24 protein-coding genes are annotated in these 26434 nt (G+C 72.2%); 10 read left to right on the top strand and 14 right to left on the bottom strand.

Features of this window, described 5'->3' with window-relative positions; all coding sequences use genetic code 11:
• The first annotated feature begins 72 nt into the window (after positions 1–72).
• Both OG488_RS23350 and OG488_RS23345 read left to right on the top strand, forming a co-directional pair.
• On the top strand, positions 73–1056 hold the full coding sequence (locus tag OG488_RS23350; protein WP_329232092.1) for a glycosyltransferase family 2 protein: 984 nt from the start codon (positions 73–75) through the stop codon (positions 1054–1056).
• Positions 1053–2375, top strand: coding sequence for a polysialyltransferase family glycosyltransferase (locus tag OG488_RS23345; protein ID WP_329232090.1), 1323 nt, complete (start codon positions 1053–1055; stop codon positions 2373–2375). Before OG488_RS23350 ends, OG488_RS23345 begins: the two co-directional genes overlap by 4 nt.
• 10 nt (positions 2376–2385) lie before the next feature.
• Here the strand turns inward: OG488_RS23345 and OG488_RS23340 are convergent, their stop codons facing one another.
• The 6 genes from OG488_RS23340 to OG488_RS23315 all read right to left on the bottom strand — a co-directional run bounded on the left by OG488_RS23340 (position 2386) and on the right by OG488_RS23315 (position 10444).
• Complete coding sequence (locus OG488_RS23340) at positions 2386–3510, bottom strand: acyltransferase (RefSeq protein WP_329232089.1); 1125 nt, start codon at positions 3508–3510, stop codon at positions 2386–2388.
• A 50-nt stretch (positions 3511–3560) separates the two neighbouring features.
• Positions 3561–5933, bottom strand: coding sequence for a tetratricopeptide repeat-containing glycosyltransferase family protein (locus OG488_RS23335; protein WP_329232087.1), 2373 nt, complete (start codon positions 5931–5933; stop codon positions 3561–3563).
• A complete protein-coding gene (locus OG488_RS23330; protein WP_329232085.1) occupies positions 5930–7216 on the bottom strand; it encodes a hypothetical protein in 1287 nt (428 codons plus the stop codon). Before OG488_RS23330 ends, OG488_RS23335 begins: the two co-directional genes overlap by 4 nt.
• Before the next feature lie 60 nt (positions 7217–7276).
• On the bottom strand, positions 7277–8623 hold the full coding sequence (locus OG488_RS23325) for a polysialyltransferase family glycosyltransferase (RefSeq protein ID WP_329232083.1): 1347 nt from the start codon (positions 8621–8623) through the stop codon (positions 7277–7279).
• Between the two features lie 2 nt (positions 8624–8625).
• Complete coding sequence (locus tag OG488_RS23320; RefSeq protein WP_329232081.1) at positions 8626–9591, bottom strand: glycosyltransferase family 2 protein; 966 nt, start codon at positions 9589–9591, stop codon at positions 8626–8628.
• 208 nt (positions 9592–9799) lie between these two features.
• Entirely contained in the window at positions 9800–10444 is a 645-nt protein-coding gene (locus OG488_RS23315) for a TetR/AcrR family transcriptional regulator C-terminal domain-containing protein (RefSeq protein ID WP_329232079.1), read from the bottom strand.
• A 38-nt stretch (positions 10445–10482) separates the two neighbouring features.
• Between OG488_RS23315 and OG488_RS23310 the strand changes: the two genes are divergently transcribed.
• Together OG488_RS23310 and OG488_RS23305 are read left to right on the top strand one after the other, a co-directional pair.
• Entirely contained in the window at positions 10483–11907 is a 1425-nt protein-coding gene (locus OG488_RS23310; protein WP_329232078.1) for an FAD-dependent monooxygenase, read from the top strand.
• 18 nt (positions 11908–11925) lie between these two features.
• Positions 11926–12384 (top strand): MarR family winged helix-turn-helix transcriptional regulator, encoded by a 459-nt coding sequence (locus OG488_RS23305; RefSeq protein ID WP_329232076.1) that lies wholly within the window; start codon positions 11926–11928, stop codon positions 12382–12384.
• Positions 12385–12406: 22 nt separating this feature from the next.
• Here the strand turns inward: OG488_RS23305 and leuE are convergent, their stop codons facing one another.
• Both leuE and OG488_RS23295 read right to left on the bottom strand, forming a co-directional pair.
• Positions 12407–13066, bottom strand: a complete 660-nt coding sequence (gene leuE / locus OG488_RS23300) for a leucine efflux protein LeuE (RefSeq protein WP_329232074.1) — start codon at positions 13064–13066, stop codon at positions 12407–12409.
• A 73-nt stretch (positions 13067–13139) separates the two neighbouring features.
• Positions 13140–14720, bottom strand: a complete 1581-nt coding sequence (locus tag OG488_RS23295) for an acyl-CoA mutase large subunit family protein (protein ID WP_329232072.1) — start codon at positions 14718–14720, stop codon at positions 13140–13142.
• Between the two features lie 259 nt (positions 14721–14979).
• Between OG488_RS23295 and OG488_RS23290 the strand changes: the two genes are divergently transcribed.
• Positions 14980–15855 carry a L,D-transpeptidase family protein gene (locus tag OG488_RS23290; RefSeq protein WP_329232071.1) on the top strand — a complete coding sequence of 292 codons (876 nt, stop codon included), beginning with the start codon at positions 14980–14982 and terminating at the stop codon, positions 15853–15855.
• 176 nt (positions 15856–16031) lie between these two features.
• Here the strand turns inward: OG488_RS23290 and OG488_RS23285 are convergent, their stop codons facing one another.
• The 6 genes from OG488_RS23285 to OG488_RS23260 all read right to left on the bottom strand — a co-directional run bounded on the left by OG488_RS23285 (position 16032) and on the right by OG488_RS23260 (position 21870).
• On the bottom strand, positions 16032–17117 hold the full coding sequence (locus OG488_RS23285) for a hypothetical protein (protein WP_329232069.1): 1086 nt from the start codon (positions 17115–17117) through the stop codon (positions 16032–16034).
• The gene (locus OG488_RS23280) at positions 17117–17800 is read right to left on the bottom strand and encodes an RNA polymerase sigma factor (RefSeq protein ID WP_329232066.1); all 684 of its coding nucleotides are present in this window, start codon (positions 17798–17800) and stop codon (positions 17117–17119) included. The genes OG488_RS23285 and OG488_RS23280 overlap by 1 nt, the downstream gene beginning before the upstream one ends.
• 272 nt (positions 17801–18072) lie before the next feature.
• Positions 18073–18648 carry a hypothetical protein gene (locus OG488_RS23275; protein ID WP_329232065.1) on the bottom strand — a complete coding sequence of 192 codons (576 nt, stop codon included), beginning with the start codon at positions 18646–18648 and terminating at the stop codon, positions 18073–18075.
• Between the two features lie 117 nt (positions 18649–18765).
• The gene (locus tag OG488_RS23270; RefSeq protein WP_329232063.1) at positions 18766–19272 is read right to left on the bottom strand and encodes a hypothetical protein; all 507 of its coding nucleotides are present in this window, start codon (positions 19270–19272) and stop codon (positions 18766–18768) included.
• A 74-nt stretch (positions 19273–19346) separates the two neighbouring features.
• Positions 19347–20102, bottom strand: coding sequence for a DUF4328 domain-containing protein (locus tag OG488_RS23265; RefSeq protein WP_329232060.1), 756 nt, complete (start codon positions 20100–20102; stop codon positions 19347–19349).
• A 181-nt stretch (positions 20103–20283) separates the two neighbouring features.
• Positions 20284–21870, bottom strand: coding sequence for a family 20 glycosylhydrolase (locus OG488_RS23260; RefSeq protein WP_329232058.1), 1587 nt, complete (start codon positions 21868–21870; stop codon positions 20284–20286).
• A gap of 372 nt (positions 21871–22242) precedes the next feature.
• On the opposite strand from OG488_RS23260, the gene OG488_RS23255 reads away from it, so the two are divergent.
• The 5 genes from OG488_RS23255 to OG488_RS23235 all read left to right on the top strand — a co-directional run bounded on the left by OG488_RS23255 (position 22243) and on the right by OG488_RS23235 (position 26398).
• Complete coding sequence (locus OG488_RS23255; RefSeq protein WP_329232056.1) at positions 22243–22803, top strand: 2-oxo-4-hydroxy-4-carboxy-5-ureidoimidazoline decarboxylase; 561 nt, start codon at positions 22243–22245, stop codon at positions 22801–22803.
• 166 nt (positions 22804–22969) lie between these two features.
• On the top strand, positions 22970–23350 hold the full coding sequence (sdhC, locus tag OG488_RS23250) for a succinate dehydrogenase, cytochrome b556 subunit (RefSeq protein ID WP_073744455.1): 381 nt from the start codon (positions 22970–22972) through the stop codon (positions 23348–23350).
• A 5-nt stretch (positions 23351–23355) separates the two neighbouring features.
• On the top strand, positions 23356–23838 hold the full coding sequence (locus OG488_RS23245) for a succinate dehydrogenase hydrophobic membrane anchor subunit (RefSeq protein WP_329232054.1): 483 nt from the start codon (positions 23356–23358) through the stop codon (positions 23836–23838).
• Between the two features lie 29 nt (positions 23839–23867).
• On the top strand, positions 23868–25622 hold the full coding sequence (gene sdhA / locus OG488_RS23240; protein ID WP_329232052.1) for a succinate dehydrogenase flavoprotein subunit: 1755 nt from the start codon (positions 23868–23870) through the stop codon (positions 25620–25622).
• The gene (locus OG488_RS23235) at positions 25622–26398 is read left to right on the top strand and encodes a succinate dehydrogenase iron-sulfur subunit (protein WP_104788451.1); all 777 of its coding nucleotides are present in this window, start codon (positions 25622–25624) and stop codon (positions 26396–26398) included. The genes sdhA and OG488_RS23235 overlap by 1 nt, the downstream gene beginning before the upstream one ends.
• The last annotated feature ends 36 nt before the right edge of the window (positions 26399–26434 follow it).

Here is a 26434-nt window from a genome sequence, read left to right as displayed (position 1 = left end):
GCCGCGCGTCGTTCACTTTCCGTACGGGCGGGGGTCGGGGGAAATGCCGGGGCCGCGTCTAGCGTGACGCGGGTGGTTAAGCTCTCCGTCATCGTGCCGTTCTACAACGTCCAGGCATACGCCCCCGATACGCTCAGAAGTCTGCGGGCCAACAGCCGCGAGGACTTCGAGTTCATCCTCGTCGACGACTGTTCGACCGACGGGACGGCGGAACTCCTGCGCCGGGCCCGGGACGGTATCGAGGGGGTGGTCGTGCGCGCACACGAACGCAACGCGGGCCTGGCCACCGCCCGCAACACCGGCCTGGACGCGGCCCGCGGCGAGTACATCGCCTTCCTCGACGGCGACGACTGGCTGGCGCCCGGCCACTACTCCCGCCTGCTGGCGCAGGCCGAGGCCCTGGACTGCGCGTTCGTGCGTACGGACCATGTCCAGGTCACCGGCACGGCCCGCACGGTACGCCGTGTCCCGCACGGTCCGCGCGGGGTGGTGAGCGACCCGAGGGACGCGATCCTGCCCGCCGGCCGGACGACCTCGGTGGACTACGCGTTCGCCTGGGCGGGGCTCTACCACCGAAGCCTGCTGGACCGGGGGCTTCTGCGCTTCACCGACGGGCTGCGGACCGCAGAGGACCGGCCGTGGATCTGGCGGCTGCACCGGGAGGCGGAATCCTTCGCGGTCCTGGGAACGCTGGGCCATTTCTACCGGCGCGGCGTCACCACGTCCCTGACCCAGATCGGTGACGAGCGGCAACTCGATTTCATTCGCGCGTACGACCAGGTGATCTCCGATACGGCGGCTGACCGTGACGCGGACACACTGATGCCGAAAGCGGTGCGGACCTACTGCGCCGTCATTTCCCATCACATGGGAGAGATCGGAAAATTCGAGCCGGCGGTGGCCCGCACGCTGAAATCACGCTGCGCGGCGGCGCTCGGCCGGATGCCCCGTCAGGTGCTCGACGACGTCCTGGACTCCATGGACACCGAACGGGCGACCGTGCTGCGCAGGCTGCGCCGCCGGGCCGCCGCCACCGAGGGAGCGACAGCCGCGTGACCACCCAGATCTTCGTCGCCTCCGGCCTCCGCGGCACCGCGCTGCTCGCCGCGGCACTCGACTCCGGCTGTTTCGGCGAGTCCCGCCGCCGCGTCCTCCTGCTGTGCGACACCACGGCGGTCCCCGAGGCGCAGACCCCGGTCGGCACGGCGCCCGGGTTCGACCGGCTGCGCGCGCGCTTCGACGAGGTGCGTTCGTGGAACGACACGGTCTTCCCCCTGCACCCGGCCGCCTGGTCTCCCCGCCCCGACGACGTACCGCTGTGGGAGCGCCATCTGCGACGCGCGTGGGACCTCGGGGACGAGGAGGTCGAGCTGGCCCTGGAGTCACCGCACACGGCCCCCTCCCAGTCGCTCGCGCAGATCTTCACGGGCGGACCGGTGACGGTGTACGCGGACGGCCTGACCGGGTACGGCCCGACGCCCGGCAAGGTTCCGCCGCTGATCGGCACCCGCGTCCGGCAGCTCCTCCATCCGGATCTCCTCCCCGGACTGCGGCCCCTGCTGCTGGGTGAGTTCGGCGTCCCGTCCCGGCCCGTGCCCACGGAGGCCCTCCGGAAGGTCTTCGGGGAGCTGGCCGACGCAGCGCCGGAGGTCGAGGCCGCCGAGGGGTGCGCGCTCCTGCTCCTCCCCGGGACGGGAACGTTCCCCGACGCCGAGGAGGCGGAGCTCCGCCTGCGGATGGTCCGGGGCACGGTCGCGCTCGGCCACACCCGTCTCGTCCTCGTGCCCCACCCCCGTGGCTCGGGTCCCGTCCGCCCGGCCCTGCGGGCGGAGGCCGCGCGCCTCGGCGCGGAACTGACGGTCCCGGAATCCGTCCCCGCCGAGGTCCTGCTCGATCGGCTGCGCCCCGCACTCGTCGTCGGCTGCTCCTCGACGGCTCTGGTCACGGCGGCGGCGCACCACGGCCTGCCGGTGGCCAGGGCCGGGACGGGCGCCCTCCTGGAGCGCCTGACCCCGTACGAGAACCCGGCGCGGATCCCGGCCACGATCGTCGACGCCCTGCTGCCCGATCTGGCCGGGCCCGCCGGCGTTCCGGACGGGCCGCAGGTCACCGGGGCCGCGGTGGCGGAGGCCCTCGACGGTCTGCTGCCGGCGGTCGCCTTCGCGATGCGGCCCCGCGTCCGCCCGGACCTCCGTCCGGCGGCGGAGCGCTACCTCGCCGCCCACCTGAACGCCCGGACCTGGCGGTACTTCAAGCGGCGCCGGCTGGGATCGCTGGCCCTCCCCGGCGTGGTGCCCGCGCGCCTGGCCTTCGTCAGCCGGAGCCCCGCACTGCGCCGTCTCGCACGGCGGGCGCGGGCGCTCAAGCGCCGCTGACGAGCCGGGATCAGCCCAGGAAGCGGGTCAGTCCGAGGCGCGTCCAGAGGAGCGCCGCACCGAAGGAGACGGCGCCCGTGGCGGCGGTGACACCGATCACCAGGGCCGCCGCCACCGGCAGGCTCAGGTCCGTGTCCACGAGGACGTCGGTGAGGACGCCCAGGACCAGCACGTGGATCATGTACGCGCCGAACGAGGCACCCGCCAGGCGGGTCAGGGCCGGGCGCAGGCGGTCCGGCACACGGACCCGGTGCAGGGAGAACAGCACTCCCGCGCCGAGCAGGGCGACCAGGACGCTCGCGTACGGGATCGTGTAGTGCACGCGGTGCTGGTACGCGACGATCGCCGCCAGGGCCGCGACCGCCGGCAGGAGCCACCACAGACGCCGGCGGCCCGACGGGACCGACGGCAGCGCGAGGACCAGGGCGCCGAGGGCCGCGTAGATCAGCTGGTACGGGCCGAAGCCCCACCCGAAGCGCGGCAGGTCCAGGTCCGTCGTCCGCGCCAGGTCGCCGAACAGGGTCGGGGCGGCCCCCAGGGCGAGGAGGGCGATCCCGGTGCCCCAGGGACGCTTGCCGGACGTCACCCCGGACTTCACCCCGGACTTCACCAGGGCGGCGAAGCCGAGGAGCATGATCACGGGGATGTAGGCGTAGAGGTACCAGAGGTGGTACGCCGGGCGGATCGAGGCGAACAGCGCGTCGAACGCCAGGTCCCCCGCCGGCGCGTCGTTGGTGCCCCGCAGCCTGCCCCAGGCGATGTAGAGCACGCTCCACACGGCGAGGGGCACGACGATCCGGACGATCCGCCGCCACAGCTGCCGTCCGTCCCGGACCGGGGCGCCGGCCAGGACGACCCAGCCGGCCATCGCGAAGAACAGCGGTACGGCGAAGCGGCCCGCCGAGTCCGCCACCAGCCCCGCCCAGTAGGTGCCGGGGCCGTTCGCGGCCTCGCGGCCCGCGGCGTTCACGAACGCGGAGCCGGTGTGGCAGAGGATCACGCCGACCGAACAGATCAGCCGGAGCAGATCGACGTCGTACCGGTGTTCGCGGTGCGGTCGGGGTTCGGGGGCGGGCTGCGGCGCGTGCGCGGGGGCGGCCGGGCCGGCCGGGGAGACGGAGGAAGGCATGGTCATCGCAGGCTACGAACGTGTCGGGCCGGGGTGAACTCCGGTCAGGTGAACAGTCACTTCGTGCGGGTGTCGGGCAGGTGAAGGCCCGGTGCCGGCTCGGCGGTCCGGGGGCCGGGGAGGTGCGGGGCGTCGCCACCGGCGAAGGGGTCCGTCAGCCCGAAGAGGCCCCGGAGCTCGGCGAGGTTGGCGCGGGTGACCGACCAGAGGTGCTCCTGGCGGCCGTGCACGTCGGCCACGGCCGCCCGGTGGTCGTCCAGCACGTGCGCCGCGCGCTCGGCGAGGCGTGCGCCCAGCGCCCGGTCGTGGACGGAGAGGCCCCACTCGGGACGGTCGATGTCCGCGAGGAAGTAGGCGAGTTTGGGGTGCGACACCAGGCTGATGACCGGCGTGCCGCAGCCGAACGGGATCATCCCCGCGTGCCCGCGCATGCCGATCACCAGGCGGGTGCGCCGGTAGAGCTCGCGGATCCGGTCGTTGGAGAACAGGTACAGCGGCTCCACCGGGAGGGCTGTGCCGTGTTCCCGGCGCAGGTCGTGGACGAACTTCTCGTCGGCCGGCATGTGGGCCGCGTAACGGACCTCCGCGCGTGTGCCGATGGCGCGCACGGCGGCGGCCGTCTCGGCCAGGAAGTGGCCGTAGTCGTGGCCGAAGCGCAGTCCGGCCCGGTCGTAGGCGCAGTTGATCAGCACCGTGTCGTCCCGGTCCGTGCCGTCGTCCCGGCCGTCGTCCAGCCCCGGGTCGAGGTGCCGGGCCACGGTCGTGGGGCACGGCTGGTAGCGGACCCGGTCCCGCAGTTCCTCCGGCAGGAGCTCCCTGACCCGGTCCACGGACCCCTGGTTGCGGAGCCCGAAGAAGGCGGACTTCGCGACCAGGGCGCGCAGGCTCGCCGCGAAGCGTTCCCGCCGGTAGCGCTGGCCGTCGAAGACGTTGTAGCCGACCGCGAAGACGGCGAGCGGCGCGGAGATCCGGGCGAGGACGTCGTCGGGGATGTTCCACTGCCAGCCGCTGTTGCTGTTGGGCGCGGTGTCCGGGAGGAAGAGCCCGCCGCCGCCGACGACGATGCCGCGCCGGGCGTTCAGCTCCTCCAGACCGGTCTCGTCGACCAGCCGGTGGACCGACCGCTCGTGCCAGCGGGCGGCGCCGGTGTCGGGGCCGAAGCACATCCGTACGGCCTCGGGGAGCACCTTGTCGCCCGCGTTCTCCTGGCCGTCGGCGAACAGGGCGACGTGCGCGAGCTGTTCGTGCGCGGGAGCGGGAGCGGCCCCGCCCGGCGTGGCGGGCGCCGGGCGCGTACGGGCGTACCAGGCATGGCAGTTGCCGTCGGTGGGGTCCGCGTCGAGCCCTTCACGTGCGTACGCGTGTGCGTCCGCCTCGCGGCCCAGCAGCCAGGCGAGCCGGGCGAGCTGGCCGTAGGCGCGGGCCGCGAAGTCGGGTGAGACGGTGGCCAGGAGCAGGTGCGCCTCGGCCTCCTCGTAGCGGGACAGCGCCATCAGGCTGATGCCCAGCGTCTCGTGGCAGCGCGGCAGGTCGGGCCGGTCCGCGACCGCCGGGGTCAGCAGGACGACGGCCTCGTCGTAGCGGCCCTGCTGCCGGTGCACCTCGGCGACCTGGCGGACGAGGTCCACCGGTGCCCGCCTCCCCTCGGGGAAGGGCAGGGCGCAGTGCAGCAGCAGTTCGGGGTGCTTGGGCCCCGGCAGGGCGCAGTAGGCGGCGCGGAACGCCTCGTCGTCCATCTCGTAGCGCTCGCGGGCCTCGCCCGCAGGGGTCCCGGGCGCCGGATCCGCACCGAGGTGGAGGACGACGGTGCTCCCGGGCACGGGGGTGTCGACGAACGGCCGGCCCGCCGGTACGTCGTACCGGGAGCCCAGCGGTTCGAGGATCCCGGCCTCGGTCAGCGCACGGTCCACCGTGTCCTCGCCGCCTTCGGCCAGGGCGTCCAGCAGCGCGTCCGTCACGTCCTGGCGCTGGATCACCAGCAGTCCGCCGTCCCGCACGGTCCGCCCGCCGCCGGGCCCGGGCTGCGGCACGGCGGCCACTCCGGTGCGGAGGGCCAGCAGCGGGAGGAGCGAGCCGAGGACGACCATGCCGGGGCTCAGGGCGACGACCGTGTCGTAGCCGCTCTCCCGGAAGACGTCGAGGCGGCTGCGCGCGCTCCGCGGGACGAGGCGCGGGTGCAGCCGCCGGGCCGCGTCGAACGCGGAGTCGGGCAGGCCGGGGTGGAGGACGAGGAAGTCCTCGCAGACGGTGGGGTCGGCCAGCGCGAGACTGCGCAGCAGCACCAGGAGGCCGGGCATCCGGGCCTCGTCGGTCCAGGCGGCGAAGGCGATCCTCCGCCTGCCGGTGACGGCGCGCCTGTCGTCGGCGTCGGGCCCGGCGGCCGTGCCGCCCCCGGTGGGGTCGGTGCGTCTGTCGGCGGGGGTGGTCATCGCAGCGCGGTCCTCATCTCGGTGTCGTCCTGGTGGGTCGCGCGGTCGCCGACCCACGCGCGCTCGCGCGGCTGCAGCTGCCCCGGAAGTCCGAAGCCGATGAGGTCCAGGCGGTCGGCCGTGTCCAGGAAGTCCAGGAGCCGGAGCACGGTGAACGCGGTGCCGGTCCCGGGGCCCCAGCCGTCCTCGCCGAGCAGTGCCGGATCGTCGAGGGGGTGCCGCAGCGAGGCGTCCCCGACGCGCTCCTGCGCGCCGGGGACCAGGCGGGCGCGCAGCGACCTGCGCCAGTGCGGCAGCGGGTCGCCGAAGACCAGCCGGGTGCCCGTCCGGCGGTCCCAGGCGGGGCCCGTCCACGGGGTGTCGCCCCGCAGGGTGACCGCGTGCAGATCGGTGCGCGGGGCGGTGGGCGGCACGGTGTCGCAGCGCACGACCAGGTCGTACCCGTCGATCAGTCCGGCGAGCGGGCTGCCCGGGACGCTCTCCTCGTCGGCGATCCGGGGGGCGCCGGCGACGAGGCAGACGGAGCGTCCGGCGACCAGGCGGCGCAGCGCGCCGACGCCAGCTGGCTCGGCGCCCCCGAGCAGCGGGTCGGCGAGCCTGTCCCGGTCCAGCAGCCGGCGGTGGGCGGCGTACAGGATGTTCAGACGGCGGACGTCCGGGTCGGCCATGCCGCCGCCCGCCGCGGTGCGCCGGCGGACGGCCTCGGCGAAGTCCGTGCGGACCTGCCCCGCGGGGGCGTTGTGCAGGGCCCGCAGGCGGGTGCCGTCCTCGCCGGGGAGCAGCCCGGCGGCCTCGTCCAGGCAGGAGCGGAGATCCTTCAGGGTGGCGGTCCGGCGCGCGATGTCCTCGGCCGACGCCGGGTTCTGCTGGAGCGCCAGATGCCGCTCGTAGGCCTGGGCCGCCTCGTCGCGGCGGCCCAGCGCGTCCAGGGCACTCGCGCGCAGCCGCCAGGCACCCTTGGACCGGGAGCGCAGGGCGGTGGCCTCGACGGCGACGGCCAGGGCGAGGCGGGTCTCCGCGTCCCCGCCGGCCTCCAGGGCACGCTGCCCGGTGCGCAGCAGGGCGTCGAACGCGTCCTCGTCGCTGCCGCAGGCGGTCGTGAGGCCGCCGATGGCGGCGACGAGCCGGGTCCGCCGTGCGTCGTTCAGGGGACCGCCCGTCGCGAGGCCCTCCAGGTAGTCACCGCACAGGCGCAGGGCGGCGGTCGGCGCGGTCCGCGCCGTGCCGCTCTGCCCGGTTCTCGCCCGTACCGCCTTGAGCAGCCCCGTGAAGGTCTGGCCCATGCTCGTTCCGCCGTTCTGTCATCAGTGGCCGGCGCCGGGGCACGCGCCCCGGTCCCGGGATCAGAGGCCCAGGCTGCTGCGGGTACGCCGTACGGTGCGGCGCAGCCGGATCGCCGCGCCCCGGGGGCCGCCGCCGGGCAGGGTGAGTTTCTGCAGACGGCGGCGCTTGAAGTAGTGCTGCGTGGTGCTGTCGAGGTGGTCCCGCAGCCAGGACTCGGCCTCGGCGCGCAGCGTGGGGTGGAGCCCGGACTGCATGCAGTAGCCGACCGTCCGGACCAGGGGCGCGAGGGTGTCCGGAGCGGTGGACGGCAGTCCGGGCACCGGTTCGCCGGCCTGCTCGTCCAGGTCGGGCACGAGGTGGTCGACGATCGTGAGCGGGATGCGGTTGCTGTTCTCGTACGGGGTGATGCGGTCCAGGACGAGCCGGGTGCCGACCCGCGCGACGGGGATGCCGTAGTACACGGCGGCGGTGAACATCGCGGTCGAGAAGCAGCCGACGACGAGCGTGGGGGCGCACCGCTCGTAGAGGGTCTCGGCGAGCAGCGGGCTGTCCAGCGTGGTCAGCCGCACCCCGAGCGCGGTGGCGGCGTCGTCGAGCGCCCGGGAGTAGCGGGCCGGCGCGGTGGGGTGGGGCTTGAAGAGGACGGAGGTGTGACCGGCCCGGGCCGCACCGCGCAGCATGCGCAGGTGCAGGTCCTCCTCCTCCTCGGCCGTGAGGATGTTCAGGGCGGCGAGGTACTGGCCGAGGAGTACGGCCGTGGGTGCCTCGGCCTCCGCCTCCGCGAGCCGGCGGTCGCCCTCCGCCGCCGCGGCGATCTCGCCGAGGACCGTGCGGAAGGCGTCGTTCGGTACGAGCTCGGGCTCGACCCCGGACTCGGCGAGGAGGAGCGGGCGCAGTCCCGGTACGAGGTCCAGGTGGAGCACCCGCTGGATGCGGCAGGCGATGGACCTCGGCACCTTGTTGCGGGTCGGGCCGTAGCTCATCAGGCCGTCCGCGTAGACGTGCACGGCGCTCTCGGAGAAGATCGCCGCCAGCGCGCGGGCCGGGTTGACCTGGATGGACTCGACGGCGAGGTCGACGGGCCCGTCGGGGTCGATGCCCCACGCGAGACGGAAGGCGCGCTGCCAGAGCTCGGTCTCCTCGGCGCGCGGGCCCCATCCGCTCGGGTGGTGCGGGCTGATGGCGTCGTTCCAGTCGACGACGGAGTCGAAGCGGGCGGCGATGCCCCCGTAGCCGCGCATCTCCTCCAGCCGGAGGGCGGTTTCGGGGATCGCCGCGTTGTTGGAGACGAGCAGGACGCGGTGGCTGTCCTGCCCCGGACCGAACTGGCCGGCGTCCAGCGCCGCGGCGAGTGTGGCCGCCCCGTAGAGGGTCGACACCTGGAAGATCTGCGTGCGCGTGGGCATGGTCAGGCGGCCTTCTGCTTGTCACGCAGGCGGTGGAGCAGGGTGCTGCGCCTGGTGTCCATCATCGTCAGGGTGTGGTCGAGCACCTGCTGCGGCATGCGGTGCAGCGCGGCCGCCGACTCGTGGCGCAGGCGCCGGAAGGTGGCGGGCTCGTAGGCGTCCGCCTTCTCGTTGTGGAAGGCGATCATGGCGCAGTAGGTGCGGACCGCCTTGGGGAGGAGGAGCTCCGCGTCCGGGTCCTCGCGGATCTCGTCGATCAGCGTGTCGTAGGCGGGGAAGAAGTCCAGCTGGCGGGAGTCCTTGATCTGCGTCAGGGACGTGGTGACGCCGCGGCGGTAGAAGACGCCGTACAGGTTCAGCGCCGCACAGGTCCGTGCCCGCAGGTGCAGCTGCCAGATCCACAGCCGGTCCTCGGCGGTGCGCAGCCGGGTCGTGAAGCGGTGGCCGCCGTCCTCGAAGAGCCGCCGGTGGTAGACGCCCGCCCATACGAAGGGGTAGTCGACCATCGTCTCCCACTCGGGGGCCGCGATGCCTTCGCGCGGGTCCATCACCGTGTGGCGGAGCCGGGCGGGGGCGCGCCGTACGACCCGGCTGGTCCCGGTGGCCTGGACGTGGTCGGTGCGGGCGAAGTCGCAGTCCAGCTCGGCGGCGGCGTGCAGCAGCCGGGCCAGGTGCCCGGGGGCGTACCAGTCGTCGCCGTCGAGGAAGGTGACGAAGTCGCCGCGGGCCGCGTCGATGCCGCTGTTGCGGGCCGCCGCGATGCCGACGTTCTTCCCGTGCCGGATGACCTCGGCGTGCGGGATCCGGTCGGCCCAGCGGTCGACGACGGCCGGCGTGTCGTCCGTGGAGCAGTCGTCGACCAGCAGGAACTCGATGTCGGGGCCCGCGTTACGGGCAAGACTGCCCAGCGTCGTGTCGGCGAAGGGGCCGACATTGTGGAACGGGACGACGACGGACAGTTTCGGCACGCGGGCCCTCACCTTCGATCATGGTCCGGTCACGCTAGTGACGCGGGTGAAGGAGCGGGTGTCGTACGGCCCGACGAAGGGTGAACTCTGGGCGTCCTCGGGGTGCCCCGGGGCGGGCTGACCCCGGACCGGGGGCCCGGGGGCGGGGTGGCTCCGAGCCGGGGGCGGGGTCCGGGGGCGGGGTGGCTCCGAACCGGGGCCCCGGGGCTCAGCTCACCCCGTACCGCGCCTCGATGCCGGCGACGACGATCCGCAGGCCGTCCTCGAAGCGCTCGTCGTAGTTGCTGAAGATCTCGGCCCCGGCCGCCGCCGCCAGCGGATAGCGCCGCAGCCGCTCGGCCCGCACGTCGACGTCGTACCCCTCCCGCCGCTCGTCGGGCATCGGCTGGACGCCCTGCTCCTCGGTGACGAAGCCCAGCGTGTAGGCGTTGACGGTCGTCCCCGCGCGCACCGCCTGCCACAGCTCGAACCCCGCGTCGACCATGGTGCGCAGGTGGGCCTCCAGCCCGTCGGCGTGGTCCGTGCCGGTGAACCGGGCGCCGCTGTAGACCTTCGCCCCGTCGCGGTAGCGCAGCAGCGCCCCGCGCAGCGCGCCCTGGTACGCGACCATCTGCTCCTGCCAGCCGCGCGGGGCGGGGCCGGGCAGCTCCCCCTCCAGCATCCGGCGGTACATGACCGTCGCCATCTCGTCGAGCAGCGCCTGCTTGTCCTTGAAGTGCCAGTAGAGCGCGGGCGCCTTGACGTCCAGCTCCCTGGCGATGGCACGCAGGGTCAGCCCGTCCAGGCCCACCTCGTTCAGCAGCTTGAGACCGGCGTCAGCGACGCGCGCCCGGTCGATCTTCGTCGTACCCACCTTGACAATTTAACAGTGTTAAGCACACACTCCCGACCATGGAACTTAACAGCGTTAAGGAAACGGACGTCCTGATCGTGGGAGCAGGCCCCAGCGGCCTCGCCCTGGCCTGCGACCTCGCCCGCCGCGGGGTGCGCGCTCTCGTGGTCGAGCAGGCCGCCTCACTCTTCCCCGGCTCGCGGGGCAAGGGGATCCAGCCGCGCACCCGGGAGGTGCTCGACGACCTCGGCGTGGGCGGGGCGGTACGGGAGCACGGCGGTGCCGCACCGGTCGGGATGACCTGGAAGGACGGTGAGCGCCAGGGCGCGTACGACATGTTCCGCCGCGCCGAGCCCACCGAGGCGGAGCCGTACGGGGAGCCCTGGATGATGCCGCAGTGGCGGACCCAGGAGATCCTGCTCGCCCGCCTCCGCGAACTGGGCGGCGACGTCCTGTTCTCCGCCGCCCTCACGGGCCTGTCGCAGGACGGCGGCGGGGTCACGGCCCGGCTCACCACCGGCGAGGTGCGGGCCGCCTACCTGGTGGGCGCGGACGGCGGACGCTCCACGGTCCGGCGCGCGCTCGGCATCACGATGACGGGCGAGACCGTCGACCCCTCACCCACCCTGGTGGCCGACGTCCGGATCGCGGAGGCGGCCCTCGACCGGGTCGACTGGCACATCTTCCTGGGCGAGGCGGGCCTGCTCACGCTCTGCCCGCTGCCCGGCACGGCGGACTTCCAGCTGGTCGCCCGCTTCGAGGACGGGACGCCCGACACCACACCGGAGGGCGTGCGGGCGCTCGTCGCCGCCCGCACGCACCTGAGCGAGGACGACGTCACCGAGGTGCGCTGGTCGTCGGACTTCCGGCCGCGCGCCGCCCTGGCCGACCGGTTCCGCGAGGGCCGGGCCTTCCTCGTCGGCGACGCCGCGCACGTCCACTCCCCGGCGGGCGGCCAGGGGCTGAACACCAGCGTCCAGGACGCCTACAACCTGGGCTGGAAGCTGGGCCAGGTCCTGCTGCACGGCGCGCCGGCCGCCCTGCTGGAGACCTACGAGCAGGAGCGCCTCCCGGTCGCCGCCGAGATGCTCGGCCTCTCGACCCGCATCCACCGCGGCGAGCAGGAACGCGGCACCGCCGCGCAGCAGTTGGGTCTCGGCTACCGCGAAGGGCCGCTGGCATCCGGCCGCGCGGGACTCCTGGAGGCCGGCGACCGCGCCCCTGACGGGCCCACGGGCGAGGGCGGGCGCCTCTTCGACGCCTTCCGGGGGCCGCACTTCACCCTGCTCGCGGTCGGCACGGACGCCCCGCTCCCCGCGTACACCGGCGAACTCCTGCGCACCCTCCGCACCGAGGGGGCCGAGGCCTACGGCAAGGGCCTGTTCCTCGTCCGGCCCGACGGCTACGTCGGCTGGGCGGGCGAGGACGCCTCGGGGCTCGCCGAGTACGCCGGCCGGCTGGGTCTTGACCTCAACTCCGCTTGAGGTCCTACCGTCCAGGACATGGACTACTCACATGACGACGCCGGACTCGCACGACAGCCCATCGGGTACTGGAGCTGGGCCGCCCACGACGCGGCCGTGACCCACATCCGGGCCGGGCTGGCCGAACACGGCCTGACCCAGCCCCCCTGGTGGGTCCTCAACCAACTGGTCGACGCGGGCGAAGAGGGCCGTCCGCGCGCCGAGGTGGTCACGACGCTCCGCGGCTACCTGAACGTCGGCGACTCGCTGGAGCCCGAGATCGACACCCTGATCGTGGAGGGCCTGGTCACGCAGGACGCCGCCACCCGCCTGCGGCTGACCCCGGAGGGGGACGCACTGCGCGCCAAGGCCGCCGAACGGGTGGGCCGGGCACTCGCGGACATCCACGCCGGCATCACCGACGAGGAGTACGTCGCCGCCCTCAAGGTCCTCCAGCGGATGATCCACAACGTGGGCGGCACGGCGTGGCACCACTGAGCCCCGGCGCCCCGGGCCCCGTTCAGATGCCGCTGACCGACAGCTTCGCCGCGAACCCGAGGAACAGCACACCCGCCAGCGACGTGGCCCCGGCCGACAGCCGCTTGCGGCGCCGGAAGGCGGTGGCCAGGCGGGTGCCCCCGAATATGAGCGTCGAGAGGTAGAGGAAGCTGCCGATCTGCAGCAGCGTGCCGAGCAGGAGGAAGGAGAGCGCCGGATAGGCGTAGCCCGGATCGACGAACTGCACGAAGAAGGAAATCAGGAAAAGAATCGCCTTGGGATTGAAGAGACTGACCACGAGCGCCCGGCGGTAGGGGTGTTCCGCTCCTGCCGCGGGCGCCGCGCTCGCGTCCGACAGCTCCGCCACCCGCTGGTGCCGTTCGCGCCACATCGACACGGCCGCCCGCATCATCCCGATCGCCAGCCAGGTCAGATAGCCCGCCCCCGCGTACTTGACGACCGCGAACAGCAGCGGCGTCGTCTGCAGCAGGGAAGCGGCGCCGAGCGCGGACAGCGTCATCAGGACCGTGTCCCCGGTCCAGACTCCGGCGGCGGCCACATAACCGGTGCGCACCCCACGCCTCGCGGCGACGGAGAGCACGTACAGCGAATTCGGACCCGGCAGCAGAATGATCAGCACCAGGCCGGCGAGATAGGTCGGAAGATCGGTGACACCTAGCATGAACGGAGTGTCGCACGCGGGTACGACACTCCGTTCAGCCGTTCCACATCGCGGAGAGTTGCGAAAAGGCCCCTCAGAACGCGTCCGTCGGGACGTACGCGCCCCAGACCTCCCGCAGGGCGTTGCAGACCTCGCCCACCGTGGCCCGCGCCGCGAGCGCGTCCTTCATCGGGTAGAGGACGTTGTCCGTGCCCTCCGCGGCCTCCTTGAGCTCCACGAGTGCCGCGTCCACGGCGCCCTGGTCACGCTCCGCGCGGAGCTTCGCGAGGCGGGCCGCCTGCTGGGCCTCGATCGCCGGGTCGACGCGGAGCGGCTCGTACGGCTCCTCCTCGTCGAGGCGGAAGCGGTTGACGCCGACGACCACGCGCTCCCCGCTGTCCGTCTCCTGGGCCACGCGGTAGGCGCTGCGCTCGATCTCACCCTTCTGGAAGCCGCGCTCGATGGCGTCGACCGCACCCCCCATGTCCTCGACCCTGCCCATCAGCTCCAGGGCCGCGGCCTCGACGTCGTCGGTCATCCGCTCGACGACGTAACTGCCCGCGAAGGGGTCGACGGTGGCCGTCACGTCCGTCTCGTACGCCAGGACCTGCTGGGTGCGCAGTGCGAGCCGGGCCGACTTGTCCGTCGGCAGGGCGATGGCCTCGTCGAAGGAGTTGGTGTGGAGCGACTGGGTGCCCCCGAGGACCGCGCCCAGTCCCTGGACGGCGACCCGGACCAGGTTGACCTCCGGCTGCTGGGCGGTCAGCTGGACGCCGGCGGTCTGGGTGTGGAAGCGCAGCATCAGCGACTTGGGGTTCTCCGCTCCGAACTCCTCCTTCATCACCCGGGCCCAGATCCGGCGCGCGGCACGGAACTTGGCGACCTCTTCGAGGATTGTGGTCCGGGCGACGAAGAAGAAGGAGAGCCGCGGCGCGAAGTCGTCCACGTCCATGCCGGCCGCCACCGCGGTGCGCACGTACTCGATGCCGTCCGCGAGGGTGAACGCGATCTCCTGCGCGGGCGAGGCCCCCGCCTCCGCCATGTGGTAGCCGGAGATCGAGATGGTGTTCCACTTCGGGATCTCGGCCCGGCAGTACTTGAAGATGTCGGCGATCAGCCGCAGCGAGGGCTTGGGCGGGAAGATGTACGTGCCCCGGGCGATGTACTCCTTGAGCACGTCGTTCTGGATCGTGCCCGTCAGCCTCTCCGCCGGCACGCCCTGCTCCTCGGCGACCAGTTGGTAGAGGAGCAGGAGGAGCGCGGCGGGGGCGTTGATGGTCATCGAGGTCGAGACCTCGCCCAGCGGGATCCCGCCGAACAGGACGCGCATGTCGTCGATCGAGTCGATCGCCACACCGACCTTGCCGACCTCGCCGGAGGCGATGGGGGCGTCCGAGTCGTGTCCCATCTGGGTCGGCAGGTCGAACGCGACGGACAGGCCCGTGGTGCCGTTGGCGATCAGCTGCTTGTAGCGGGCGTTGGACTCGGTGGCGGTACCGAAACCGGCGTACTGCCGCATCGTCCACGGCCGGCCCGTGTGCATCGAGGGGTACACGCCGCGCGTGAAGGGGTAGGCACCCGGGGCGCCCAGCTTCTCCTCGGCCCGCCAGCCGTCGAGAGCCTCCGGCCCGTACACCGGCTCGATGGGCAGTCCTGACTCGGACTCACGCGTCATGTGCTGTGCCTCCCGCTCGAGCTACTAATCAGTAACAAATCTCGCGACGGACTCTATCGGCGGCGCCACGCCCTGCGGAGCACCCTCGCCGGGGACCTTGCTCACAGCGCGTCCCCGGCGACCCGGACGCACGTCCCCCATCATGCGCAGGATTCGGCAACCGGGCAGGACGGGAATCCGTCCCATAGGACATCCGCGCACGGGCGGCGGGACGGGGCAGGCGCGACCGGCGCCGCGACGGCGAATCAGGGGGCAGAGGATGGGACGGGTACGGGAGAACAGCCACACGCGCCTCGTGCGCACAGCGGCCGCGGCTGCCGTCGGCGTGCTCGCGCTGGCCGCACTGACGACGGGCTGCAAGGTCGAGAGGGTCGGGGGCGCGGAGCCCACCGCCGCCGGGCAGCCGGGCACGCGCCCCACGGACGACGCCAAGCCGAGCGGCCCGGCGTCCCCCTCGGCCCCCGCCTCACGGACCCCGACCGCCCGGCCGGCCCCTGAGCCGAGGACCCTGATGTCCGTCGGCGACCGGAGCGGGCGCGTACGGGAACTCCAGGCCCGGCTGCGCCAGATCGGGCACTTCGACCGCAGCCCCACGGGGTACTACGGCACCGTCACCGTCACCGCCGTGCAGTCCTTCCAGGGCAGACGTGGCCTGGCCCGGACGGGCAGGACCGACGCGGTCACCTGGGAGCGGCTGCTCGCGATGACCCGGAAACCGACGGCGAAGGAGCTCGACCCGCCGGTCGCCGGACCGGCGCCCGCGAAGCTCGACGCCCGTTGCCTGAAGGGCCGCGTCCTCTGCATCAGCAAGAACAGCCGCACGCTGTCGTGGGTGATCGACGGCAGGGTCGACTCCACCATGGACGTGCGGTTCGGCTCCCAGTACACGCCCACCCGCGACGGCGTCTTCTCGGTGTACTGGAAGTCCCGCCACCACGTGTCGACGCTCTACGACACCCCCATGCCGTACGCCATGTTCTTCAGCGGCGGCCAAGCGGTGCACTACTCGTCGGACTTCGCGGCGCGCGGCTACGACGGCGCCTCGCACGGCTGCGTGAACGTGCGGGACGAGGGGAAGATCGCGTCGCTCTTCGCCCAGGTGCGGGACGGCGACAAGGTCGTCGTCTACTGGTAGCGAATGCAACTGGATGAGAGGCGCGGACGGGACCGGGGGAACGAGTCCCGCCCGCGCCGATGCGCTGAGCCGAAGGTACGGGGGGAACCCCGGCTCTGTGCGCGGCCGATGACCAGTCGGCACTCACTACTGCGCCGGAACGCCGGAGAACGTTACAGCTGCCGCGTTCTCGCAGGTCAGCGCGTTATCGAGGAGAGTGCCTGCGAGCTCTCGGTGAGGGCTGCCGCCGGCATGCGCCGCGAGACGTCCCGCGTCACACCGTCCCGCGTCGTCTCCGCGGACCGCGTGAGGGAGGTGAGGGAGCCCTCGCCCTCCGTGCCCCCCTCGCCCTTGCCGTCGTCGTTCCTGCCGTCGCCGTCGCCCTTGCCGTCGTCGGGACCGTCCTGGCCACTCCCGCCGTCGCGGTCGTCCGCGCCCAGGAGACGGTCGCAGAAGCGGTCCAGGTTCGCTTCCCCGCGGGCCAGTTCGAGGAGCCGGCGCTCCTCGTCCCGGCTCAGGGAGTCCGCGCGGTGGCCACGGCACGCCTTGACCGACTTCCTGTACACCTCGGCCGGATTCCTGCCCGGCGCCTCCCGGCCGTCCGTGCCGCCCTCGGTGCCGCCGCCCTCCCGGTCCTCACCCTCGCGGTCCGCCCCGCCGTCCGTCTGCCCGGCCGGCCCGTCGCTCCCGTCCGTCCCGCCGCCCGGCGGGACGGGCACCTCGGAGGCCCGCGGAGGCCTGGGCACACCAGGGGTGACGGAGGGCAGCGGCGACGGCTCACCCGCGTCGGGCTCCTCCGCGCCGAGCTCCTCGGGTGACGCCGCGGCGGAGACGGACGAGGCCGGAACCGGCGAGCCGTGACCCCCGAACGGCGCGGGAAGCACGCCCGTGCCCCCGGCGACCGCCACACCTCCCAGCGCGCACCCGACGAGCGAGACGGCGAGGCCGTAGCGCACCGGGCGTGTCCAGCGCGGACGCCGGAGCGGGGCCGCGGGCGACGCCCCGATCCGCACCGTACGCAGAACGTCCTGCTGTCCCGTGTGCCCGGCGGGGCTCGCGGCTCCCGCCCGACCGGCGCCCCGGGCTTCGCGGAAAGCGGCCAGAACGGCCTTCTCACCGGGCAGTTCGCCGTCCGGAGGGCTTACGGTCCGCAGCGCGAGCAGGGCGGCCTCGAGCCGCCGGGCCTCGGTTCCCGCGTGATCGTCGACGGGGCCGACGGGCTCGCCGCGGAGCAGTTTCTCCGCCACGTCCGCGTCGAGCCACTCGTGCTGCTCGTCGGCCATCACATGTCCTTCTGCGTCCACGGACGCGAATGCGTCACACCGGCGGGCGTCGTCGCGCCCTGCCGGCCCGGCCGCTGCGCGGGTACGGCACCGAGCTCCGGGCCGACCGCCGGAATGTCGTCCTCCGGGCCGTGGTCGGCACCGACCAGCTCCGCCAGCCGCTTCAGTCCGCGGTGGGCGGCGGTCCGCACCGCGCCCGGGCGCTTCCCCAGCGTCCGGGCGGCGCTCTTGGCGTCGAGCCCGATCACCACGCGGAGCACGACCGCCTCGGCCTGGTCCTGCGGAAGCTGCGCGATGAGCGACATGGCACGTCCGGTCGCCAGCGATTCCAGCGCCTCGCCCGCGGTGTCGGACTCGGCCGGCTCCCCCGACAGTTCGCTCTCGTCGCCGCCGATCGCCGGGCGCCTGCCTCTCATCCGTATGTGATCGAGCGCGCGGTTGCGCGCTATGCGGGCCGCCCAGCCGCGGAACCGGTCGGCGTCCCCGCTGAACCGGTCGAGGTCACGCGCTATCTGCAGCCAGGACTCGGACGCCACGTCCTCCGCGTCCGGTTCACCGACCAGTGTCCGTATGTAGCCCAGAAGCCGCGGGTGCACAGCGCGGTACACAGTCCGGAAGGCGTCCTCGTCCCCGTCCTGTGCCGCGAGCACCGCGGCGGTCAGCCCCGCGTCGTCCCCCAGCACTCCCTCAACCCGCCCTGCTGATCCGAATCGTAGCTGGTCACCACTACTGCGCCACCCTGCGCGCGTCAGCACGCTACGTGGTCGGACAGTGCCCCGTCCATGACTTGTACAACCCGCAACTGTCTCCTGACCCCGTGCGGTGTGACAGAAAACGCACCCACGGCGCTGAGATGAGTACGGGGTCGCTCTGCGGCCCCGTGGAAGACGGCCGGGGCCTCTCCTGTGGGGGGTGGCGGCCCCGGTCGTCGTTCCGTCCCTCCCGTGACGTCACATCAGGGGGACGTCACGGAGCGGCCACGGCCGCGAGCGCGGCGGGACACCACCGCGCGCAGCACCCTCCGGCCCTCGGTCGACAGGTCCAGGACCCTGCGCAGTCCCGCTCCCCCGCCCGGCGATCCGGCGGTCTCGGCGAGGGTCTCCAGGATGTCGGACTGCCGGCGGAGTTCGCCCGTGACGAGCGGACCACCGTCCTCCCGCCCGGGACCCCGGAACACCTCCGTGCCGCCCGCCGGGACGTCGAACTCCCTGTGTACGTCGAGGGCGAGGAGCGAGCAGGCCTCCGCCCACGCGCGCAGGGGCACGGCGGCGAAGTCCCGGGGCGCGGCTCCGAGCAGTGCGCGGACACGGGCGGCGACGGCGTCGCTCTCCGCCGCGGCCTCCAGCGACGCGTGTGCGCCGTCGAGCCGGGCGGCCCATTCCGCACCGCTCTCACAGCTCGCCCAGAGCGGGCGCAGCGGCTCCGGGTCGCCCCCGGTCCCCGGCGGCGGGAGGCAGCGGTCCAGGCAGGCGAGCCCGCTCGCCGCCAGGCCTCGCCCGTCGGCACGGGCGATCAGTTCCAGCAGACTCATCGACGCCTCCCCCATCCGTCCATCGGTTCCCGGGAAGACACGGCTTCCCGCTTACCGCGTACAGCGCCAGATGGCTGAAAAGCGTCACTCATGCGACACGGAAGATCACAACGGGACTCAGCGGGACAGGCTCTCGATGCCCAGACGGTCCAGGAAAGCGAAGAAAAGTTCCTCCGCGGACCACTCGGGCCACTCGATACGCAGCAGTTCGAGTAAGGGTCCTTCGAGTACGCCCCGACCGGTTTCGGCCGCCCACTCCACCGCCCGGGCCGCCGCGTCCTCGGGCGGCAGGAAGAAGTCCTCGAGCGTCGTGCCGTCCCGGTCCATGCGCTCCGCCATGGGGGCCCTGCCGAGGCAGGCGTACCAGGACCCGCTGTGCGGCGCCGCCGCCTCGACGGCCACACAGACACCGTCCATGACGAAGCCGAGCAGGACGGGCGCCCGCGCGGCGTCGGCGAGTGCGGTCATGCTGCCGAGCGAGGGCTCCGTGGGGTGGGACCAGACCTGCCAGCCGTCCGCGCGGTACTCGCGCAGCGTCAGCCGCTCGCGCGCGTCCCGCAGCGCGGGATGGCCGATGAGCGGCTCACCGCTGCGGCCCACCAGATAGCAGCCCCAGAAACCCACGTCGTACTCCCCCCGCGGTCCGGGCTGCCATTCTTCCCGCCCGGCACCGCGGGGAAGCGCGAAAACGGGTCAACTCAGACGGGGGCCTGGCCGGTGGGCGACGGGACGGAGAGCGGGGTCGTACCGAGGGCGGCGCGCTCGCCCTGCATCCGGGTCAGCTTGCGCACGAAGAGGATCGCGAGGACGGCCGCGACGATGTCGAGGCCGTCGGCAGCCATGACCAGGGTCACGGCGCCCGCGGCCTCGGACAGCTCGGCCTGGTCGTAGATCTTGGAGGCGCTCCAGGTGAAGAGGGTCGATACGACCCAGAGCGTCCACCAGAGATCGAGCGGGGCCATGGAGACCGTGCGCCAGCCCCCGTCAGGGTTGGTCTGCGCGCTCGCGGTCCAGACCCCGGCGGCCACCCGGCGCGGCAGCCAGAAGTTGGCGACGGGGACGAACCAGCCGCCGATCGCCCAGCCCGGTCGCATGGGCTGCAGACCCGCGTCGAACACCTCGGCGTTGATCCGTACCCGGTGGAACCAGATGATGAAGACGACGGCCGTGGCCAGCATCGCCAGCAGTTGGAGGCTTCCGGCCATCCCGTAGAGGATCTCGGCACGATCGGCCGGGGCCGGGTCGAACAGCCCCGTCTCCCCCAGGCCGGCGAACTCGCTCCGGAGGTTCGTCCCCGCCACGAGCGCCAGCACGTCGGTGGCGATGACTCCGCCGAGCAGCACGACCGCCGCCTTGCCGAGCAGGACGGGCGAACGCAGGCGGTGAAGCGCTTCCGGCATCGGGACGGGACCCGCCGCCATCAGGCCGTGCGGCGGCGCCGGACGGGCTGTCACGCAGACGGAGCACCTCCCGTCCGCGGATGTCACCGGTCTCGTACCGCATGTGGTGCACAGCATGTGGAAACCCCCCAGGGTCCATGTTCTTCGGGAACGCGTGAGCCGCGCGCCCCTCCCCAGGGCGCGCGGCTCACGGAACGTAGCCCTTCCCCGCGGGCGATGTCCACGGGGTTGTGTTTCAGTCCGACGAATCGACCTCGTCGGCCAGTGTCCTGAATTCGGCCCAGCTCAGCTCGGGCTTGCCCGGGTCCCACAGCTTCTGGGAGACCGCGTTGAGCGGCATGCGGATGCCGGCGGCCACCTGCGCCTGGGTCTGGGCGTTCGGGAAGTCGCCCCAGACCGCGAAGCGGCCGCCGAGGATCTGCTTCGACCAGCGCTCGGCCACCGGCTCGGTGCCGCGCAGGACGAACGGGGTCCACTGCTCGTAGATCCGCTCACCCGTCGGGTACGTGAAGTCGTTGGGCTCGCCGAGCACGTAGTAGAGGTACTCGTCGTTGAGGTTGATCACTTTGCGGCCCTCGGCCAGGTACTCCTGGGGCGGCCGGGCGCCGATCTCCTTGCCCGTCCAGTACTCGACCTCGATGCCCTTGTCGCCCGTGACCGTCCCGCCGCCGAAGAAGCCGTCGTTCCACGCCTTGGGGATCTTCTTCGCCTTGGTGATCACCGCGGCGCGGTCGTTCAGCCAGCCCTCCGCCAGGTCCTGGACGGTGGCGTCGTCGCCGTACTTCTTCCGCGCGGCCGCGGCGAGCTGCGGGTAGGAGGCGGCCGGGTCGCTCACGGTGAGCGCCTGGTACTCGTCCGCGCCGACGTGGAACCAGTCGCCGGGGAAGAGCTCCGCGTACTCCTTGAGCAGGTCGTCGACGATCTTGGCCGACTCGGGCTTCGAGATGTCGATGGCGCCCTCCCGCACGACCCCCTGCGTGTTCCGCAGCCGCAGGTCGGGGTGGGCCTCCAGGACCGCGCCCAGGTGTCCGGGCGAGTCGATCTCGGCGACGATCGTGATGTGGAGGCTCTGCGCGAGCTTCACGATCCGGCGGACCTCCGCCTTGGTGAGGTGCTCCTCGGAGACCACTTCGGGGTGCGTGTCGGACTCGATCCGGAAGGCCTGGTCGTCGGAGAAGTGGAGGCCGAGCTGGTTGAGCTTGAGGTCGGCCATCTCGTGCAGCCGGTCCTCGATCCACTCCGCGCTGTAGTGCTTGCGCGCGATGTCGATGTTGAGTCCGCGCTGCGGACGGTCCGGGGTGTCGCGCACCGTGCCCTCGGGCACGGTGCCGTCGGCGTTCAGCGACTGCTTGAGCGTGCGGGTCCCGTAGAACACGCCCGCCTGGCCGGGACCGCTGATGGTGACCCGGTCGCCCTCGGTCCTCAGGGTGTACGACTCCGGTCCGCCCTTGCCCGAGAGCGCCAGCTCGACGTCGCCCGGGCGGGGGGACTTCTCGCCCCGGTAGTCGATCTTCAGCTCCCGGGCGAGCAGCTTCGCCTCGTCGGCGAGCTCGGGATCGGCCGCGACGACCGTACTGTTCTCGCCCGGCTTCCAGCCGGGCCCGCGTGCGGCGGTGTGCTCGCGTACCGCGGGTATGGTCCGCGGCGTCGTGGAGAGCGGGTAGCTCCGGCTGGGGGACGGCGCGGCGGAGGTGCGGGAGGCCGACGCACCGCTCCGGGCGCCGGGACCGGAGCCCTCGGGCCAGACGACGACGGTCAGGGTGACAGCGGCGGCCGCCGCGACGGCCGCGCCGGCCACCAGGGGTGCACGTGAGGGCGACATCGGTCAGAAACCTCCGGATCGGGGGAGAAACAGTTCAAAGAAGATGAGAAAGACGGGCATTTCCCCCGAGGATTCGTCCATCAAGCGTTCCGAAACTCTCCCGTCCGGGTGAATTTCTCGCATCCTTCGGCTGTGCGTCGCCCGGCCTCGTTAGCGTGAAGGCACATACGAATCAGTCCTCACTCCAGCCTCCGCACAACCTCTTCGCTCTCCGACCCCTCTCCAGGGTCACAGATGTCATTCATTCGAGGAGTCCCGCTGTCCAGGTCCAGCGAGTCCCACGCCGACCTGCCGAATCCACCGCAGCAGGCAGGGCGGACGACCGTTCCCGTCCAGCACCGAGGCCTCGCCCCGGTCCTTAGGGAGGCCCAGGTGGAGGCCCCCGTTCCGGAACCAGTGTCGGCGAGTCCACGCGGAAGTGCCCACTCGAGAGGTCTCGGCCGCTTCAACACCTGGCCACGCGAGCTCGCCGAAGCCGCTCTGCGGGAGTGCTGCGGCAGCAGTCGCTGGGCCCAGCGGATGGCCGCCCACCGCCCCTACCCGGACGTGGACACCCTGCTGGCCGGCGCGGACGAGGCGGGCTACGACCTGGCGCCCCCGGATCTCGCCGAGGCCCTCGCCGCGGAGAGCGCGCCCTGCCTGCACCACGACGCGCCGCGCGCCGCCCATCTGGCGCTCCGCGCCGCGCACGCCGCGTACGAGAGCCGGTTCGGCCACGCCTTCGTGATCTGCCTGGACGGCGTGCACCCCTCCCAGCACGTCGACCAGGTGCTGGCCGCGATCCGGACCCGGCTGGCACACGAACCGGACGACGAGCGCTCCCTCACCGCGGAGGAGATGCGGCGACTCGCCCGGGGCCGCATCATCGAGCTGGTGACGGAGGCGGACCGTGCGCCCGGCCCGTTCCCCCCGGTGGCATATGACCCGCGGTAGCCCGTCCGTGCCTGTTTGGCTGCAGCTTTGATCACACCGGAGGCCCCGCCGCCATGGAACCGACAAAGCGTCGCTACGATGGCCAGGGCCGGTGGACCGTACCCGGCCGGGTCAGACCGACAGTCAAGCCGGCCGACCCCAATCCCCGCTCCCGGAGGGTTCTTCCGTGCCGGCTGGAACGCTGTACCGCGGCCGGGAAGGCATGTGGTCCTGGGTGGCTCATCGAGTCACCGGTGTCCTCATTTTCTTCTTCCTGTTCGTACACGTCCTTGACACCGCACTCGTGCGTGTCTCCCCCGAGGCGTACGACGAGGTCGTGGCCACCTACAAGACCCCGCTCGTCGCGCTGCTCGAGTACGGCCTGGTGGCCGCGATCCTCTTCCACGCGCTGAACGGTCTCCGCATCGTCGCCGTGGACTTCTGGGCCAAGGGCCCGCGCTACCAGAAGCAGATGCTCTGGACCGTCCTCGGTATCTGGATCGTGCTGATGGTCGGGGCGCTGTACCCCGTCCTCGGCCACGCCGTACGCGAAGTCTTCGGGAGCTGAGGCCAATGTCAACCGAGACTCCTTCGTCGTCGGCGATCGGCGACGTCGAGGCCGTGAGCCTCTTCGACGTCGACAACCCGGCCCCGGTGATCGAGCCCCCGCGCCAGCGCACGGGCAAGACCCCCAAGGGTTCGCGCACGAACTTCGAGATGTACGCCTGGCTCTTCATGCGCCTGTCGGGCATCGTGCTGGTCGTCCTCGTCATCGGCCACCTGCTGATCCAGCTGGTGCTCGACGGCGGCGTGTCCAAGATCGGCTTCGCCTTCGTCGCGGGCCGCTGGGCCTCGCCGTTCTGGCAGGTCTGGGACCTGGCGATGCTGTGGCTCGCCATGCTGCACGGCGCCAACGGCCTCCGTACGGTCATCAACGACTACGCCGAACGGGACAACACCCGCTTCTGGCTGAAGATGCTCCTGTACACCGCCACGGTGTTCACCGTCCTGCTGGGCACGCTGGTGATCTTCACCTTCGACCCGAACATCCGCTAGGCGCCGGGACAGAGGGACCAGAGGAAACCATGCAGATCCACAAGTACGACACCGTCATCGTCGGCGCCGGCGGCGCCGGCATGCGCGCGGCCATCGAGTCGACCAAGCGCAGCCGCACCGCCGTGCTGACGAAGCTCTACCCCACCCGCTCCCACACGGGCGCCGCGCAGGGCGGCATGGCCGCCGCGCTGGCCAACGTGGAGGAGGACAACTGGGAGTGGCACACCTTCGACACGATCAAGGGCGGCGACTACCTGGTCGACCAGGACGCCGCCGAGATCCTGGCGAAGGAGGCCATCGACGCCGTCCTCGACCTGGAGAAGATGGGCCTGCCGTTCGGCCGTACGCCCGAGGGCAAGATCGACCAGCGCCGGTTCGGCGGTCACTCCCGCAACCACGGTGAGGCCCCGGTCCGCCGCGCCTGCTACTCGGGCGACCGCACCGGCCACATGATCCTCCAGACGCTGTACCAGAACTGCGTCAAGGAGGGCGTGGAATTCTTCAACGAGTTCTACGTCCTGGACCAGCTGGTCGTCGAGGAGGACGGCGTCAAGAAATCCGCCGGCGTCGTCGCCTACGAGCTGGCCACCGGCGAGATCCACGTCTTCCAGGCGAAGTCGGTCATCTACGCCTCGGGCGGCACCGGCAAGTTCTTCAAGGTGACGTCGAACGCGCACACCCTGACCGGTGACGGCCAGGCCGCCTGCTACCGCCGGGGTCTGCCGCTGGAGGACATGGAGTTCTTCCAGTTCCACCCGACCGGCATCTGGCGCATGGGCATCCTGCTGACGGAGGGCGCCCGCGGTGAGGGCGGCATCCTCCGCAACAAGGACGGCGAGCGCTTCATGGAGAAGTACGCGCCGGTCATGAAGGACCTCGCGTCCCGTGACGTCGTGTCCCGCTCCATCTACACCGAGATCCGTGAGGGCCGCGGCTGCGGTCCCGAGGGCGACCACGTCTACCTCGACCTCACGCACCTCCCGCCGGAGCAGCTGGACGCGAAGCTCCCGGACATCACCGAGTTCGCGCGTACGTACCTCGGCATCGAGCCCTACACGGACCCGATCCCGATCCAGCCGACCGCGCACTACGCCATGGGCGGCATCCCGACCAACGTCGAGGGTGAGGTGCTGGCCGACAACACCACCGTCGTCCCGGGCCTGTACGCCGCCGGCGAGGTCGCCTGCGTCTCCGTGCACGGCGCCAACCGTCTGGGCACCAACTCGCTGCTCGACATCAACGTCTTCGGGCGCCGTTCGGGCATCGCCGCCGCCGAGTACTCCGCGAAGAACGACTTCGTCGAGCTTCCCGAGAACCCGGCGCAGCTGGTCCAGGAGCAGGTCGAGCGGCTGCGGAACTCGACGGGCACCGAGCGGGTCCACGCGCTCCGCACGGAGCTGCAGGAGTGCATGGACGCCAACGTGATGGTGTTCCGCACCGAGCAGACCATCAAGACCGCGGTCGACAAGATCGCCGAGCTGCGCGCGCGCTACCTCGACGTGTCCATCCAGGACAAGGGCAGGCGGTTCAACACCGACCTGCTGGAGGCCATCGAGCTGGGCAACCTGCTCGACCTGGCCGAGGTCATGGCGACCTCCGCGCTGGCCCGCAAGGAGTCCCGCGGCGGTCACTACCGCGAGGACTACCCGAACCGCGACGACGTCAACTTCATGCGCCACACCATGGCGTACCGCGAGGTCGCGGACGACGGCACCGAGTCGATCCGGCTCGACTACAAGCCGGTCGTCACGACCCGCTACCAGCCGATGGAGCGTAAGTACTGATGGCAACCCCCACCCTGGAGAAGTCGGACAAGGCCCCGGAGCCCGAGGCCGGCTTCGCCGACACCCCGTACATCACGGCGACGTTCCGGATCCGCCGCTTCAACCCCGAGGTCACCGACGAGGTCGAGTGGCAGGACTTCCAGATCTCGATCGACCCGAAGGAGCGTGTGCTCGACGCCCTTCACAAGATCAAGTGGGAGCAGGACGGCACGCTGACGTTCCGGCGCTCCTGCGCGCACGGCATCTGCGGCTCCGACGCGATGCGGATCAACGGCAAGAACAGGCTCGCCTGCAAGACGCTGATCAAGGACATCAACCCGGAGAAGCCGATCACGGTCGAGGCCATCAAGGGCCTCACGGTCCTGAAGGACCTCGTGGTCGACATGGACCCGTTCTTCCAGGCCTACCGCGACGTCATGCCCTTCCTCGTCACCAAGGGCAACGAGCCGACCCGCGAGCGCCTGCAGTCCCCCGAGGACCGTGAGCGCTTCGACGACACCACCAAGTGCATCCTGTGCGCCGCGTGCACGTCCTCGTGCCCGGTGTTCTGGAACGACGGCCAGTACTTCGGCCCGGCGGCCATCGTCAACGCGCACCGCTTCATCTTCGACTCGCGTGACGAGGCCGGGGAGCAGCGTCTGGAGATCCTCAACGACCGTGACGGTGTGTGGCGTTGCCGCACGACGTTCAACTGCACGGACGCCTGCCCGCGTGGCATCGAGGTCACCAAGGCGATCCAGGAAGTGAAGCGCGCGCTCATCACCCGCCGCTTCTGACCCACGGGTCGCACCGAGAGGCCCCGTTCCCCGCAC

It is taken from the genome of Streptomyces sp. NBC_01460, from assembly GCF_036227405.1.
Classification (GTDB): domain Bacteria; phylum Actinomycetota; class Actinomycetes; order Streptomycetales; family Streptomycetaceae; genus Streptomyces.
The sequence above is the reverse complement of the archived record's forward strand: the minus strand, read 5'-3'. Positions and strand labels throughout refer to the sequence as shown.

Coding starts and splice junctions, on each gene's coding strand:
- leuE (WP_329232074.1), bottom strand. CDS start 13,066: ATGCTAGGTGTCACCGATCTTCCGACCTATCTCGCCGGCCTGGTGCTG.
- OG488_RS23325 (WP_329232083.1), bottom strand. CDS start 8,623: ATGCCCACGCGCACGCAGATCTTCCAGGTGTCGACCCTCTACGGGGCG.
- OG488_RS23310 (WP_329232078.1), top strand. CDS start 10,483: ATGGAACTTAACAGCGTTAAGGAAACGGACGTCCTGATCGTGGGAGCA.
- OG488_RS23335 (WP_329232087.1), bottom strand. CDS start 5,933: ATGACCACCCCCGCCGACAGACGCACCGACCCCACCGGGGGCGGCACG.
- OG488_RS23275 (WP_329232065.1), bottom strand. CDS start 18,648: ATGAGTCTGCTGGAACTGATCGCCCGTGCCGACGGGCGAGGCCTGGCG.
- OG488_RS23330 (WP_329232085.1), bottom strand. CDS start 7,216: ATGGGCCAGACCTTCACGGGGCTGCTCAAGGCGGTACGGGCGAGAACC.
- OG488_RS23290 (WP_329232071.1), top strand. CDS start 14,980: ATGGGACGGGTACGGGAGAACAGCCACACGCGCCTCGTGCGCACAGCG.
- OG488_RS23305 (WP_329232076.1), top strand. CDS start 11,926: ATGGACTACTCACATGACGACGCCGGACTCGCACGACAGCCCATCGGG.
- OG488_RS23245 (WP_329232054.1), top strand. CDS start 23,356: ATGTCAACCGAGACTCCTTCGTCGTCGGCGATCGGCGACGTCGAGGCC.
- OG488_RS23340 (WP_329232089.1), bottom strand. CDS start 3,510: ATGACCATGCCTTCCTCCGTCTCCCCGGCCGGCCCGGCCGCCCCCGCG.
- sdhA (WP_329232052.1), top strand. CDS start 23,868: ATGCAGATCCACAAGTACGACACCGTCATCGTCGGCGCCGGCGGCGCC.
- OG488_RS23285 (WP_329232069.1), bottom strand. CDS start 17,117: ATGGCCGACGAGCAGCACGAGTGGCTCGACGCGGACGTGGCGGAGAAA.
- OG488_RS23295 (WP_329232072.1), bottom strand. CDS start 14,720: ATGACGCGTGAGTCCGAGTCAGGACTGCCCATCGAGCCGGTGTACGGG.
- OG488_RS23235 (WP_104788451.1), top strand. CDS start 25,622: ATGGCAACCCCCACCCTGGAGAAGTCGGACAAGGCCCCGGAGCCCGAG.
- OG488_RS23260 (WP_329232058.1), bottom strand. CDS start 21,870: ATGTCGCCCTCACGTGCACCCCTGGTGGCCGGCGCGGCCGTCGCGGCG.